General features: G+C 62.5%; 14 protein-coding genes. 9 read left to right on the top strand and 5 right to left on the bottom strand.

Annotated features, from left to right (window positions below; translation table 11 throughout):
* Positions 1–4 precede the first annotated feature (4 nt).
* Entirely contained in the window at positions 5–337 is a 333-nt protein-coding gene (locus ABMA32_RS07795; protein WP_349013127.1) for a lysozyme inhibitor LprI family protein, read from the bottom strand.
* Positions 338–513: 176 nt separating this feature from the next.
* On the opposite strand from ABMA32_RS07795, the gene ABMA32_RS07790 reads away from it, so the two are divergent.
* Complete coding sequence (locus ABMA32_RS07790; RefSeq protein WP_349013126.1) at positions 514–1,701, top strand: alpha/beta fold hydrolase; 1,188 nt, start codon at positions 514–516, stop codon at positions 1,699–1,701.
* 77 nt (positions 1,702–1,778) lie between these two features.
* Entirely contained in the window at positions 1,779–2,261 is a 483-nt protein-coding gene (locus tag ABMA32_RS07785; protein WP_349013125.1) for a DUF992 domain-containing protein, read from the top strand.
* A gap of 82 nt (positions 2,262–2,343) precedes the next feature.
* Here the strand turns inward: ABMA32_RS07785 and ABMA32_RS07780 are convergent, their stop codons facing one another.
* Positions 2,344–3,033 (bottom strand): outer membrane protein, encoded by a 690-nt coding sequence (locus ABMA32_RS07780; RefSeq protein ID WP_349013124.1) that lies wholly within the window; start codon positions 3,031–3,033, stop codon positions 2,344–2,346.
* Positions 3,034–3,810: 777 nt separating this feature from the next.
* Between ABMA32_RS07780 and ABMA32_RS07775 the strand changes: the two genes are divergently transcribed.
* Together ABMA32_RS07775 and ABMA32_RS07770 are read left to right on the top strand one after the other, a co-directional pair.
* Positions 3,811–4,575, top strand: coding sequence for a VOC family protein (locus ABMA32_RS07775; protein ID WP_349013123.1), 765 nt, complete (start codon positions 3,811–3,813; stop codon positions 4,573–4,575).
* Positions 4,576–4,577: 2 nt separating this feature from the next.
* On the top strand, positions 4,578–6,527 hold the full coding sequence (locus ABMA32_RS07770) for an ATP-binding protein (protein WP_349013122.1): 1,950 nt from the start codon (positions 4,578–4,580) through the stop codon (positions 6,525–6,527).
* 45 nt (positions 6,528–6,572) lie between these two features.
* Here ABMA32_RS07770 and ABMA32_RS07765 read toward each other — a convergent pair whose 3' ends face one another.
* Positions 6,573–7,694 (bottom strand): ABC transporter substrate-binding protein, encoded by a 1,122-nt coding sequence (locus tag ABMA32_RS07765; RefSeq protein ID WP_349013121.1) that lies wholly within the window; start codon positions 7,692–7,694, stop codon positions 6,573–6,575.
* 272 nt (positions 7,695–7,966) lie between these two features.
* On the bottom strand, positions 7,967–8,233 hold the full coding sequence (locus ABMA32_RS07760) for an SEL1-like repeat protein (protein ID WP_349013120.1): 267 nt from the start codon (positions 8,231–8,233) through the stop codon (positions 7,967–7,969).
* Positions 8,234–8,599: 366 nt separating this feature from the next.
* Here ABMA32_RS07760 and ABMA32_RS07755 point away from each other — a divergent pair, with 366 nt between their 5' ends.
* The gene (locus ABMA32_RS07755) at positions 8,600–8,944 is read left to right on the top strand and encodes a DUF2147 domain-containing protein (RefSeq protein ID WP_349013119.1); all 345 of its coding nucleotides are present in this window, start codon (positions 8,600–8,602) and stop codon (positions 8,942–8,944) included.
* Positions 8,945–8,947: 3 nt separating this feature from the next.
* On the opposite strand, the gene ABMA32_RS07750 is transcribed toward ABMA32_RS07755, so the two are convergent.
* Positions 8,948–9,652 (bottom strand): glutathione S-transferase N-terminal domain-containing protein, encoded by a 705-nt coding sequence (locus ABMA32_RS07750; RefSeq protein WP_349013118.1) that lies wholly within the window; start codon positions 9,650–9,652, stop codon positions 8,948–8,950.
* A gap of 166 nt (positions 9,653–9,818) precedes the next feature.
* On the opposite strand from ABMA32_RS07750, the gene ABMA32_RS07745 reads away from it, so the two are divergent.
* From ABMA32_RS07745 to ABMA32_RS07730, 4 genes are all read left to right on the top strand, one after another.
* On the top strand, positions 9,819–9,977 hold the full coding sequence (locus ABMA32_RS07745) for a hypothetical protein (RefSeq protein ID WP_349013117.1): 159 nt from the start codon (positions 9,819–9,821) through the stop codon (positions 9,975–9,977).
* 49 nt (positions 9,978–10,026) lie between these two features.
* Positions 10,027–10,224, top strand: coding sequence for a hypothetical protein (locus tag ABMA32_RS07740; RefSeq protein ID WP_349013116.1), 198 nt, complete (start codon positions 10,027–10,029; stop codon positions 10,222–10,224).
* 66 nt (positions 10,225–10,290) lie between these two features.
* Positions 10,291–11,790 (top strand): AMP nucleosidase, encoded by a 1,500-nt coding sequence (locus ABMA32_RS07735; RefSeq protein WP_349013115.1) that lies wholly within the window; start codon positions 10,291–10,293, stop codon positions 11,788–11,790.
* A 49-nt stretch (positions 11,791–11,839) separates the two neighbouring features.
* Positions 11,840–12,862, top strand: a complete 1,023-nt coding sequence (locus ABMA32_RS07730; RefSeq protein WP_349013114.1) for an endonuclease/exonuclease/phosphatase family protein — start codon at positions 11,840–11,842, stop codon at positions 12,860–12,862.
* Positions 12,863–12,945: the final 83 nt, after the last annotated feature.

The raw sequence follows: 12,945 nt of genomic DNA, 5'->3' as shown, positions 1-12,945 counted from the left end.
CCGCTTAAAGCCCGAGATTGCTCTTCTCGTTCTTGAGATACATCATCTGCGACGTGTAGGCGTCGACGAGGCAGTCGACATTGGTTCCGCACGCGTTGCGCTGCGCGATGAACTTGCTCTGCGACGCCTTCACCTGGGTGATGGTCGCCTCCGGCGCGCCGCTTCCTACGATGATGAAATACATGCCGGCAGTTTGCTCATCGAGCCGGCTGAGATTGGCGTTGCCGCAGATGGTCTGCTCGGCAGGCAGGAACGCGTGCGCGCAGTTGAAGGATGCGGCCTGCGCGCTTCCAGCCGCCAGACAGGCCAGCGCAAATGCACTCATTCTGACTTTCATGACGATCTCCGGCTTCGGTTTGCGGCGAGACTATCGTCCGGACTTGCCGGCGTCGATTCCATCCCTTCACATTTTTACCGCAGCAGTCAGCCTTGTTTCCATCGTCCCGCGCTGCTTGAACGGGTTAAGCCGGGCGTGGCAGCCAATAGATGCCGGGGCTTTGCCAAGGAGGAAAGATGCCAGCCATCAAGGCTCGACTGTCACCGCACTCCGGACGCCTTTTGCTTCTCGTCGCCGGCATGGCACTCTCCTCTGCCGATGCATCCCCGGCGCAGAATTCCTTCTACGACCCGCCGGCGAGCGAAATCGCGGGCCCACCCGGCACGCTGATCCGCCAAGAAGCTGTCGTCGGCGCGCCCGGCGGTGCCAAGGCCTACCGCATCCTCTACCGCTCCACCGGCCTCAAGGGCGAGACCATCGCGGTTTCGGCTCTTGTCGTCGTCCCCGACAACGTGCCGCCAGCGACCGGCCGGCAAGTCGTCGCCTGGGCGCATCCGACCAGCGGAGTCGTGCAGAAGTGCGCGCCCTCGCTCGCGCGGCACAAGTTCGACGACATCCAGGGTCTGAAGCAGATGCTGGACCAGGGCTATGTGGTCGTCGCCACAGACTATCCAGGCCTCGGCACGGCCGGCACGCACCCCTATCTGGTCGGGTCCAGCGAGGCGCATGCTGTAATCGACTCGGTACGCGCCGCGCGCGCGATCGAGGATGCCGTCGCCGGCAGCCGCTACGCAGTCTGGGGCCATTCGCAGGGCGGACAGGCCGTTCTCTTCACCGGCATCCTGTCGAAAAGCTATGCGCCCGAACTGCAACTCGTCGGCGTCGCCGCGGCAGCACCCGCAACCGATCTCGCAACACTCCTGCGCGACGATTTCGCCACCATGGGCGGCAAGAACCCGACGGCGATGACGCTGTGGTCGTGGGCACGCGTCTTCGACGCGCCGATCGAAAACGTCGTCGCGCCCGAGGCCATGCCGACGGTCGATGCGCTCGCAAACGAATGCATCGAGAGCTTCTTCGACTTCGTGGAGCGTCAGCTTACTGGAAGGCCGCTGGACACGGTGTTTCTGTCCGTGCCCGACGTGACCGAGGTCGAACCGTGGCAATCGTTGATGAAGGAAAACACCCCGGGTGTCCTTCCTGGCCTACTGCCGGTCTTCCTGGCGCAGGGAACCTCCGACACGACCGTTCGCCCTGCCGTGACGGAGGCCTACATGCGCGCGTTGTGCAAGGCAGGCAGCCCGGTCGAGATGATGGTCGTGCCCAAGGTCGGGCATGCCTTCATTGCCAAGCATTCGGCGGAAGCTGCGGTTGGATGGATCGCCCGCCGTTTTGCTGGAAGCCCCCCTCCAAGCGATTGCTGAAAGCAAAAAGACCGGCTAAAGCGCGAAACGACGCCGGATTGATCTTCAAGGCTGGGCCTCGGACAAGGAAAATCAAGATGAACGCTAAATCGATACTTCGTTGTGTTGCTCCCGTGGCCGGCGTGGCCACGGCTCTTTCATTCGCTTCGCCGGCATGGTCAAATGCCCAGGTCGGCATGCTCAAGTGCGACACCTCCATCGGCATCGGCGAAATCCTGGTGCGAAAGCAGACCATGACTTGCGTGTTCACCCACACCAACGGCACGGTGGAGAACTACTCAGGCACCGTCAGCCAGTTTGGTATCGAGATCGGCTCTGTCGAGGAAGGTCACCTGATCTGGGCGGTGTTCGCCGGCAGCCCCGTTAGCGGCACCGGTCTGCTGGCCGGCAAATATGCCGGCGTTGACGCCTCGGTTGCGGCGGGCCTCGGCCTTGGCGCCGACGTGCTGGTCGGCGGCACGGGTGAATCCCTGTCGCTGCAACCGCTGGCGGTCGATGGTGAGCCAGGCGTCGGAATCGCTGCCGGCGTCGAGAAGATCGAACTCTTCGCGACCAACTGATTTCAAGCCGACAATTACCTGACGCCAAAGAAAGACGCCGGCCCAAGGCCGGCGTCTCTCGTCCCCCTGTCCCGAGACGTATTCAGAACTTCCAGGCCAGACCGAAACGCACGTCGTTGCTGGTCAGGTCTGTCGTTGCAGTACCGCCACCGATTGCGAAATCGAAGTCCCCGAAATCTGTGTAGCGGTATTCCGCACGGCCGATCAAATTGTCGGTGAACGCATATTCGAGGCCAGCGCCAAGGGTCCAGCCGACGCTCGTGTCGTCATCGCTGCCGACCAGCACGCCACCGCCATCATAATAAGAACCGCTGACTTTGCCGAATGCCACACCGCCCGCGATGTACGGCAGGAAACGATCGACCGCGTAACCGAGGCGCAGACGGGCAGCGCCCGTCCAGTCGAGATCGCTGTCGAGCGACGCCGGGACTGGCAGGCCCCCATTGAAGACGGCGGATGTATCGTCCGCACCTGTCCATGCAAAGTCTGCATCGACGCCGAGCACGACGTTGTTGGTGAACTGGTAGTTGTAACCGACATAGACGCCGCCAAGCCAGCCGTCAGGCTCTGGCGTCGCGTAGTTCAGGACGCTGTCGGCATAGTCGCCGTCGCCCCAAAGATAACCGACCTCGCCGCCGATATAGGCGCCGGTCCAGTTGAAGACGGGGGCGATAATCACTTCAGGAGGGGATTCGATGACCACCGCGTCAGCGGCCATCGCGCCAAAGCTTGTTGCCAGAAGCAAGGTGGGAGCGAGCAGCAGTCTTCTCATTATAAAACTCCACATCAACCCGCCCACAATGAACATAGCACAACGGCGGCGCTTTGTAAGTTGTCAATCAGTGATGCAGTACGGTTCCTGCGGACAGTTGCAGTTTGACAACAGAATCGACTGTCGCCCGCAACGCTCAACTTTCGTTCAATATTTCCAAATCGCGTCACCTCTTCGCATCTCCATCTTTCCGCATTCTTTCTAATATTGAGGTACCCATTGTCTTCGTTCAGGCATTAGAGATTATTGTTCGACGACCGTCTTGACGTGAGGCGATTTCATTCAAAAATCGGCCAACCGCCTGAAATTACGAAAGAAGTAGATTTTCTCTCTCCACACCCTTCCGACCTCCCGCATACTTCCTCGCATCGCCCTCACGGGAACCTGGTGCGCACCGGGTATCAGGGAGGGCGGCGGCGCCGGGTCGGTCAACGCTGCGGTCGCGTTGGCTGGGTGATGAACCCCCAGGTCCGGGCCCTTGCGGAGACCAGCGGCAACGGCCGTGTCCTCCGCCGGGGCAAGAACGCCGGCGGGGTGCGGGAACCGCGCCACGTATAACTACTTAGAGGCTCGGCCCCGTGCTCCGCTTCCCGACTTCTCTTCCCGGCGGCGAAGAGCCTTCTTTGACAACGGCCAGACTGCAAAAGCAGGGCGTGGCAACGGTGAAGCGCGCCAACATTCGCGACCTGTCAGGAGACATATCAGAACCATCCAAGACGATTTGCCCGCTGCCACGTGCACTCCTAAAATCACCGTACTGTGAGAATGGAGGAATACATGGCTTCACCTTTCATCTGGTACGAACTGATGACCACGGATGTCGTCGCTGCGGAAACGTTCTACAGGAACGTTGTCGGCTGGACATCCGAGCCCTTCGGCAATGCCGAGATGCCGTACACAATCTTCAACGCGGGCGATCGTGGCGTGGCCGGCCTGATGATGCTTCCCGAGGAAGCCGCTGCGATGGCCACGCCGCCGAGCTGGATTGGCTACATCTACGCCGCGGACACCGATGCCGCGACGGCAGAGATCGAGAAGGCGGGCGGACAAGTCTATCGCGCGCCGATGGAAATTCCCGACGTCGGCCGTTTCTCGGTCGTGGCGGACGCGCAGGGAGCGTCATTCATGCTGATGACGCCGATGGGACCCGACCAACCACCGGCTCCCCCGAACACGCCGGGTCATGTCGGCTGGCACGAGCTTTACGCAACAGACTACAAGAGCGCCTTCGACTTCTACGCCGGGCAGTTCGGCTGGACAAAGGTCCGGGAGACCGACATGGGCGAGATGGGCATCTACCATGTCTTCGACACAGGAGGGAAGGACGGCGTTGGCGGGATGATGACAAAACCGCCTCACATGCCTGTCGCGTTCTGGCAGTACTACTTCACGGTGTCCGACATCGCCGCGGCTGCAAAACGCATCACCGACAATGGTGGAACCATCACCTTCGGCCCGACGGAGGTTCCCGGCGGAAGCTGGATCGTCAACGCGCAGGATCCGCAGGGGGCGCATTTCGCGCTGGTTGCTGCTAACAGATAGGAATGTTCAAGAAGATCCTAGTCGCCAACCGCGGCGAAATCGCCTGCCGCATCATTCGCACCGCCCGCCGCATGGGGGTGGCGACGGTCGCCGTCTATTCCGATGCTGATGCACGCGCACTGCACGTCGAGATGGCGGACGAGGCCGTGCATATCGGCCCCTCGCCCGTCGGCGACAGCTACCTGCGTGACGACCGCATCGTCGCCGCAGCCATCGACACGCGTGCCGAAGCCATCCATCCCGGCTACGGTTTCCTGGCCGAGAACCCGGATTTCGCCGACCAGGTCGCGGCGGCGGGACTCGTCTTCATCGGCCCCTCCGCCGCCGCCATCCGCGCCATGGGCATGAAGGACGCGGCCAAGCGCCTGATGGAACGCGCCGGCGTGCCGGTCGTGCCAGGCTACCACGGCGAGGGCCAGGAACTCGTGCTGCTGGCAGGCAAGGCGCGCGAAATCGGCTATCCGGTGCTGATCAAGGCGCGGGCTGGCGGCGGTGGCCGGGGCATGCGCAAGGTCGACAGTCCCGACGATTTTGCCGATGCCCTCTCGGCCGCGCGGCGCGAGGCGAAAGCCGCCTTTGGCGACGACCGCGTGCTGGTCGAGAAATACATTGAACGCCCGCGCCACATCGAGGTGCAGGTCTTCGGCGACGGCTTCGGCAATGTCGTGCATTTGTTCGAGCGCGACTGTTCCGCCCAGCGCCGTCACCAGAAGGTGATCGAGGAAGCCCCTGCCCCCGGCATGACAGGCCCCATGCGAGAGGCCATGACGGACGCCGCGGTCAAGGCTGCCAAGACGATCGGCTATTCCGGCGCCGGTACCATCGAGTTCATCGCCGATGCGTCAAATGGCCTGCGCCCCGACAGATTCTGGTTCATGGAAATGAACACGCGCCTGCAGGTCGAGCACCCCGTCACGGAGATGGTGACCGGCGTCGATCTCGTGGAGTGGCAGGTGCGGGTGGCTGCCGGCGAAAAGCTGCCAAGGACGCAGGACGAGATCAGACTTTCCGGGAACGCCTTCGAAGCCCGTATCTACGCCGAGGATCCGTCGCGCGATTTCCTGCCGGCGACCGGCACACTGCATCACCTCGCCTTCCCGCCGCCCTCGCCTGCCTTGCGCGTCGAGACGGGCGTCCGTGCCGGAGACACGATCTCGCCGTTCTACGATCCGCTGATCGCCAAGCTGGTCGTTGCAGGTCCTGATCGCGCCGGGGCCCTTGAAGCGTTGGCAGCAGGACTGGAAGCAACCGAAATCGCGGGATCAGTGACGAATGTCGCCTTCCTGCTGCGCCTCGCTCGCGATCCCGATTTTGCCTCTGCGGCACTGGACACCGGACTTATCGGCCGGAAACAGGCGTCGTTGACCGCGCCGGCACAGCCCTCCCCTGATGTCTTGTCCGCAGCGTTCGTTTCGGCATCGGGGCTGGAAACCATGCGGCGCGATGACGATCCGTGGTCGTCGCTCGCAGGCTACGCCCATTTCCATCCGGTCGAGCAGCGGACGCATCTTCGGTCCGGCGAAAGCGATATTTCCGCCGTGGTTTCAGCCCTGTCAGCCGGACGATGGCTGGTGCGCATCGAGGGCGAGACTTCCGGCCGCGCGATCGACGAAGAGCGGCTGCCGCGTACTGCCCGGTGGCCCGGACATCTCGCCGTCTTCTCCGAAGGTTCCACCTTCACATTCGGCGTTCCAGACCCGTTTGCGCGGGCCGTCGAAGCAGCCATCGGCACTGCCGGCATGCGTGCGCCGATGCCGGGGCTCGTCAAGATCGTGCGGGCGGCAAAGGGAGAAGCCGTCACCAAGGGCCAGCCGCTGATCGTGCTGGAGGCCATGAAGATGGAGCACACGATCACCGCCCCGCGCGACGGCATCGTCTCAGAGATCGCCATCGAGGGCGCGCAGATCTCGGAAGGCACTGTGCTGGTCAGCTTCGAGGAAGCGCCAGCCTGAAAAAAAGGCCGGGACGAGCCCGGCCTTTTGCAGTCTGTCGGCAGCTTACGGCTTGATCGGCGCGTAGGCGCCATCGTGCCACTGGTTGATGTCGTAGGTGGCGTTCTTGATGTCGCCCTTCTCGTCGAAGGTGATCTCGCCCACGACGGTATTGACCGGCGTTCCGTTCTTCAGCGCCTCGGCAACCTTCCCCGGGTCGTCCGAGCCGGCGCGCTCGATGCCCTGCGCGATCGCCTGGATGACGGCGTAGGAGAACAGCGTGAAGCCTTCCGGCGCAAAGCCGCCGGCCTTGATCTTCTCGACGGCTTCCTTGGCCTCCGGCTTCGCCTGCGGGTCCGAAGGGAACACGAACAGGGTGCCTTCTGCGGCCGGCCCGGCAACCTGCCAGAATTCCGGCGACGCGATGGAGTCCGGCATGATGAGCTGGAACTTGAAGCCCTGCTCCGCGGCCTGGCGCAGGATCAGGCCAGCCTCGGGATGGTAGCCGCCGAAGTAGACGACGTCGGCGTTCTGGCTCTTCATCTTGGTGACCAGCGCCGAATAGTCCTTCTCGCCGGCGTTGATGCCCTCATACATGACCTCGTTCAGCCCGGCGGCGTTCATGGTCGCCTTGACTGCGTCAGCCACGCCCTGGCCGTAGGCGCTCTTGTCGTGCAGGATGACGACGTTCTTGCCCTTGTACTTCTCGGCAATCCACGGACCGATGAAGGCACCCTGCGCATCGTCGCGCGTGTAGAGGCGCATGATGGTCGGCCAGCCGCTCTTGGCGGCATCGTCGGTCAGCAGCGGGTTGGACGAGGCCGGCGACATCATCAGGATGCCGCTCTCGGCATAGACGGCCGATGCCGGAATGCTGGAGCCCGAGCAGGCGTGGCCGTCGACGAACTTGATGCCTTCGGCGGCAATGCGGTTGGCAACCGACACGGCCTGCTTGGGATCGCAGACGTCGTCCTGGATCGACAGCACGATGTTGCGGCCGCCGACACCGCCGGCTGCGTTGATCGCATCGGCGGCAGCCTGCGCGCCGATCTTGAACTGGTCGCCGATCGTCGCAAGTTGGCCGGTGATCGGGCCGGCAACGGCGATGGTGATGTCTTCTTGAGCGATGGCTGCCTGCGCACTGATCGCAAGGCCGGCAGCAACGGCCAGAATGGTAGTGAGTTTCATTGGGCGCTCCCTGGCAGTTTGTTGATTATGACGGCGTACTACCGTGGATGAGAGCGGAACTCCACGCAAAACCTTTGGCTGGCCCAATCAAAGCCGGAGGCAGAAGCAGAAAGGCCGCGCCGGATCTTTGTCCGGTCGCGGCCTTTTCGGTTGGTCCGCGCGTCCCCACGCCCGGCCTCGCCTTTTCCCTGTCGTCACAACAGCGCGGTTTTCCCGCGTCTTGTTGTCGAAGGCCTGGCCGTCTTACGCGGCCTTGGCCCGGTACTCCCCTATCAGTGTGCGGTCATCCACTCGCGCGCATCGCGCAGCGCCTTGGCGATGTCGACTTTCGACATGCTGGCCGAAAGTTCCGAGCGCAGTTCGGCGGCCCGGGACGAACCCTTGATCGCCGCGATGTTGAACCACTTGTGGGCGGCAACAACGTCGGCGTCGCAATCGCGGCCGGTGGCATACATCATGCCCAGTTCGAAAAGGATGTCCGCCTGGGCCGTCGAGCCCATCGTGCCGAAACCCTGCTCGAGCATTTCAAAACGTGCCATTTTTTTTACCCCTGTCCCTGTTGTGGAGAGCCGCTCCGTTTGTGTCCCCGGGTTGCTCTTCCGATGTTTTCGAGGATGGCCGCCGACGCTTGAATCCGTCGTTAAATGGCGTGCTTAATTTGCCGCAAACAAAGTTCAAACGAGCGGTAAACGTGGGAAAACGTTAAGGATGGGAGGCCTTGGATTCCTGCGGATTTTCGGAAAAATTGGCGAAAATGCAGTGGCTTGATTTCAAGGCTTCGGTAACCACGAAAAACATCGCGACGCGCCAAGATGTAGAGCGGTGCGCTTTCGCGACGCTCTCGGGTGGGCTACCGTGTCGCCAAAGACCCGGTGAGATTTGGCCTGTTTTTCAGGGAGGACATCATGCTTCGCAGATTTGGTCTGGTCACCGCCGCGACGTTGCTGCTGGGCACGGCGGCGTTCGCGGATCCCATAGCGGGCAACTGGCGCACAGAGGCGGGTGCGACCGCACAGATCGCCTCATGCGGCGGCAGCTTCTGCATCACCCTGAAGACCGGCAAACATGCCGGCAAGAGCATCGGCAAGTTCAAGGCCGCCGGCGAGGGAAACTACACCGGCAGCATCACCGATCCAGCAAACGACAAGACCTATTCCGGCAAGGGGGCACTGTCGGGCGCTACGCTCAAGATGAGCGGCTGCGTACTGGGCGGGCTGATCTGCCGATCGCAGACATGGACGAAACTGTAGCCGCTACGACCGCGCGCGCTGGCCGAACAGAACCTTCTGCGCTTCCTTGTCGGTCGCGAGATTGTTGCGGTGGTCCTGCCCGACAATCAGGGCACGCTCGACTGCCGGGCGTGCCAGGATCGCATCGAACCAGCGCTTGAGGTGCGGGAAGTCCTCGATCTCCTGCCCCTGGTTCTTGTAAGGCTTCACCCAGCCAATCGAGGCCATGTCGGCGATTGAGTAGTCGACCGCCAGAAACTCGCGGTCGGCGAGCCGCTTGTTCATCACACCGTAGAGGCGGTTGACCTCGTTGGTGTAGCGGTCGATCGCATAGGGCAGCTTTTCAGGCGCATACTGCCGGAAGTGATGCGTCTGCCCGGCCATCGGCCCAAGGCCTCCGACCTGCCAGAACAGCCACTGCTCGACCTCGACTCGCTGGCGCTCGTCCGCCGGATAGAACCTGCCAAACTTGCGGCCGAGATATTGCAGGATAGCTCCTGACTCGAAGACCGATATCGGCTCTCCGCCTGGCCCTTCGGGATCGATGATCGCCGGCATGCGGTTGTTCGGAGCTATTGCGAGGAAGGACGGTTCGAACTGTTCGCCCTTGCCGATATTGACGTATTTGACCTCATAGGGAACGCCCAGTTCCTCCAGCATGATCGTGATTTTCCAGCCGTTGGGGGTCGGCCAGTAGTAGAGTTCGATCGGCGCGGTCTGTCCCGTCATCGCAGGTCTCCGAGAAATGTCCTTCCGACATAGGCCGGCGTGCCCGAAACGCAAGCGAGCCAGTCGTTAAAGGCCCTCAATAAATTTGAACGTCACATGAACGGGCATCTCAGGGCCGGTTCAGAGCCATTCCGGCATTCTCCCAAACATTGAGGGAGAAATACAAATGCTTGCCCGCCGCTTCACCATCGTCTGCCTGCTCGTGACGCTCTTCGGAATGGGGTTCGCGATCCTGGTCGCGGAGGCTGGCAGGTCGAAAAACCAGTACCAGACCGCCGGCGCCACTTCCTGCTTCGTCGGACAGAAGATTTTCTGCCGGCGATGAGCTGGAACCGGATTTCAACACACTCAACGACCGAAAGCGAAGAACGACCATGAACCGCCATCTCACAGAAACCCTGAAGTGCCTCCGGCTGCTGCCGCGCGCACTGGCGATCATTCTGGTCATTTCCGCTCCAGTGCTTGCTGTCCCAAGCCTTCAGGCCGCGGACCATACGGTGATCGAAGCGCCCACGATGAAGAAGCGCGGCGCCGGCTTCGTCCTGATGGTCTGCCTGCAGCGCGGCTCGTGACGCGAGTTGCTGCCGAAATTATGTGCAGCATCTCCACACCGTCACAAAGGCCCATTATAGTGGGTCATGGAAAAGCGAATCTATCCTGAACCCATCGAATCCGTCGTCTCGCCAGAGCCCGTGGGACGCAGAAGTTTCACCGACGCGGGCGAGGCCGTGGCCGCCCTGGAGGCGCTCTACGAGCGCAATACGAAATTCCTGCGTGACTCCTTCGCTGCCCTTGCCGAAGGCGCGGATCCCAGCAGACGATACCGGGCGTTCTATCCTGAAGTCGGCGTGACCACGTCGTCCTACAGCCAGGTAGATTCCCGGCAGGCCTACGGCCATATGCCGACGCCGGGCCATTATTCGACCACTATCACGCGGCCCGACCTGTTCCGGGAGTATCTGATCGATCAGCTTCGGCTGATCATGCGCAATCATGGGGTTCCGGTTGTCGTTTCGGAGTCGGAAACGCCGATCCCGCTGCATTTCGCATTCCTCGAAGGCACTTATGTCAACGGCTCGGCTGCCGAACGCATCCAGAGGCCGATCCGCGACCTTTTCGACGTGCCCGACCTGGACGGCACCGACGACCACATCGCCAACGGCACGTTCGAGCTGCTGCCTGGCGAACCGCGCCCGCTGGCGCCCTTCACCGCGCAGCGCATCGACTATTCGCTGCACCGGCTGACGCATTACAGCGCGACCAGCCCAGACCACTTCCAGAACTTCGTGCTGTTCACCAACTACCAGTTCTACATCGACGAGTTCACGCTGTACGCCCGCAAGCTGATGGCGGAAGGCGGCGGCGGATACGAAGCCTTCGTGGAGCCGGGCAACATCGTGACGACAGCGGGCCAGTCGTCAGCGGACGGCCCCACGCTGGCGCGGCTGCCCCAGATGCCTGCCTACCATCTCAAGAAGAAGGGGCATGAGGGCATTACCATGGTCAACATCGGCGTCGGACCATCCAACGCCAAGACCATCACCGACCATGTCGCCGTGCTTCGCCCGCATGCCTGGCTGATGCTCGGCCACTGCGCCGGGCTGAGGAACACGCAGGCGCTCGGCGACTACGTGCTGGCGCATGCCTATGTCCGCGAGGACCATGTTCTGGACGACGACCTGCCTGTCTGGATTCCCATCCCGGCGCTGGCCGAGGTGCAGGTGGCGCTGGAAGAGGCTGTCGCCGAGGTGACCGGGCTGGCCGGCTACGACCTCAAACGCATTATGCGGACGGGAACCGTCGCCACCATCGACAACCGGAACTGGGAGTTGCGCGACCAGCGCGGGCCGGTGCAGCGACTGTCGCAGTCGCGCGCCATCGCGCTCGACATGGAATCGGCTACGATCGCAGCGAACGGCTTCCGCTTCCGAGTGCCCTACGGGACGTTGCTGTGCGTGTCCGACAAACCGCTGCATGGGGAACTCAAGCTGCCCGGTATGGCGTCGGATTTCTACAAGCGGCAGGTCGCGCAGCACCTCACGATCGGCATCCGTGCGCTGGAAAAGCTCGCCGAAATGCCCAAGGAACGGCTGCATTCCCGCAAGCTCAGGAGCTTTGCCGAAACCGGGTTCCAGTGAGTCTGTCCACCCACCTTGAATGGGCCGCAATCCCCGCGAAGAAAACGGCATGGGCAAAAACAGAACGGTCCGCCTGCTCGGCCTGATCGCCTTCCTGGCAGCGATCCCGATTTCGCTCGCGCTGATCGGCGGCTTCTTCGGGTCGGTCCATCCGGCGTTCGATTCGCTGGCGCATTTCCGCATTCATCTCGCGGCTGCACTAGTCTGCTTGTCGCCCTTCCTGCTGATCTCTCCGGGCTTCCGATGGAACGGGTTGCTTGCCGCCGCCCTCGGTGTGTGGGCGATCGTCAACGTCACGGGACCTTCCTTTGTCCCCGGCTTCGCCCCGGTTCAGGCGTCCACTGACGCCGAAGCTGAGGGCGGTCCTGTCTATCGGCTGATGCAACTCAACCTGCGCTTCAACAACCCGAACCCCGGCGACGTCCTGTCGCTCATCGGAAGGGTGCGGCCGGATGTGGTAACGCTGGAGGAAGTATCGCCCATGTGGAAGGAAAGGCTGGCGCTGCTCGAAACCGCTTATCCCTATCGCCTTTTCTGCACGCTCGACGGCTACGCCGGCGGCGTGGCGATCCTTTCCCTTAGGCCCTTCGCGGAAGGCAGCGAAGGCAAGTGCGTGGACGGGGGAACTTTCGGCGTTGCGACGGTGGATTTCGGAGGCTTCGTGGTCGACGTCGCCGCGATGCATCTGCACTGGCCTTGGCCGCTCGGCCAGATGCAACAGATCGCCGATCTTGCGCCCACGCTCGCTGACCTCGGCGATAACGCGATCCTGGCGGGCGATCTCAACGCCGCACCCTGGAGCGAGGCGTCTGCCCAGGTCGCAAAGGCCGCCGCGATGAAGCCGCTCGGACCCACAAACCCGACATGGATCTGGCGACGGCTGCCGGAATGGCTGCGCTTCGCCGGCCTACCGATCGACCGTATCTTCGCCAAAGGCGAGCTGGTGATCCATTCAGTCCACACGCTTCAGCCGGTCGGCTCGGATCATCTGCCGGTGCTGGTCGAATTTTCACCCAAAGCGCCTGATCTCGAAGACGATCCGCTGGCAACGGCCCTGGCGCAACTGCCCTGACGACTTGTCGTCAGGGCAGGATCGTCAGCCCCACATGTTCCGATAGACCGGTCCTTCGCCGCCAGTTTTTAGCCGGCGGTCGA

The sequence above is a fragment of the Mesorhizobium quangtriensis genome (genome assembly GCF_040081925.1).
Lineage (GTDB): Bacteria > Pseudomonadota > Alphaproteobacteria > Rhizobiales > Rhizobiaceae > Mesorhizobium_K > Mesorhizobium_K quangtriensis.
Note: the sequence above shows the minus strand (reverse complement) of the source record. Positions and strands in the feature narration are given on the sequence as shown.

Excerpts from the sequence above, each read along its gene's own strand:
- ABMA32_RS07765 (WP_349013121.1), bottom strand. The coding sequence starts at position 7,694 with ATGAAACTCACTACCATTCTGGCCGTTGCTGCCGGCCTTGCGATCAGT.
- ABMA32_RS07745 (WP_349013117.1), top strand. The coding sequence starts at position 9,819 with ATGCTTGCCCGCCGCTTCACCATCGTCTGCCTGCTCGTGACGCTCTTC.
- ABMA32_RS07790 (WP_349013126.1), top strand. The coding sequence starts at position 514 with ATGCCAGCCATCAAGGCTCGACTGTCACCGCACTCCGGACGCCTTTTG.
- ABMA32_RS07750 (WP_349013118.1), bottom strand. The coding sequence starts at position 9,652 with ATGACGGGACAGACCGCGCCGATCGAACTCTACTACTGGCCGACCCCC.
- ABMA32_RS07780 (WP_349013124.1), bottom strand. The coding sequence starts at position 3,033 with ATGAGAAGACTGCTGCTCGCTCCCACCTTGCTTCTGGCAACAAGCTTT.
- ABMA32_RS07740 (WP_349013116.1), top strand. The coding sequence starts at position 10,027 with ATGAACCGCCATCTCACAGAAACCCTGAAGTGCCTCCGGCTGCTGCCG.
- ABMA32_RS07730 (WP_349013114.1), top strand. The coding sequence starts at position 11,840 with ATGGGCAAAAACAGAACGGTCCGCCTGCTCGGCCTGATCGCCTTCCTG.
- ABMA32_RS07785 (WP_349013125.1), top strand. The coding sequence starts at position 1,779 with ATGAACGCTAAATCGATACTTCGTTGTGTTGCTCCCGTGGCCGGCGTG.
- ABMA32_RS07760 (WP_349013120.1), bottom strand. The coding sequence starts at position 8,233 with ATGGCACGTTTTGAAATGCTCGAGCAGGGTTTCGGCACGATGGGCTCG.
- ABMA32_RS07735 (WP_349013115.1), top strand. The coding sequence starts at position 10,291 with ATGGAAAAGCGAATCTATCCTGAACCCATCGAATCCGTCGTCTCGCCA.
- ABMA32_RS07795 (WP_349013127.1), bottom strand. The coding sequence starts at position 337 with ATGAAAGTCAGAATGAGTGCATTTGCGCTGGCCTGTCTGGCGGCTGGA.
- ABMA32_RS07755 (WP_349013119.1), top strand. The coding sequence starts at position 8,600 with ATGCTTCGCAGATTTGGTCTGGTCACCGCCGCGACGTTGCTGCTGGGC.
- ABMA32_RS07770 (WP_349013122.1), top strand. The coding sequence starts at position 4,578 with ATGTTCAAGAAGATCCTAGTCGCCAACCGCGGCGAAATCGCCTGCCGC.
- ABMA32_RS07775 (WP_349013123.1), top strand. The coding sequence starts at position 3,811 with ATGGCTTCACCTTTCATCTGGTACGAACTGATGACCACGGATGTCGTC.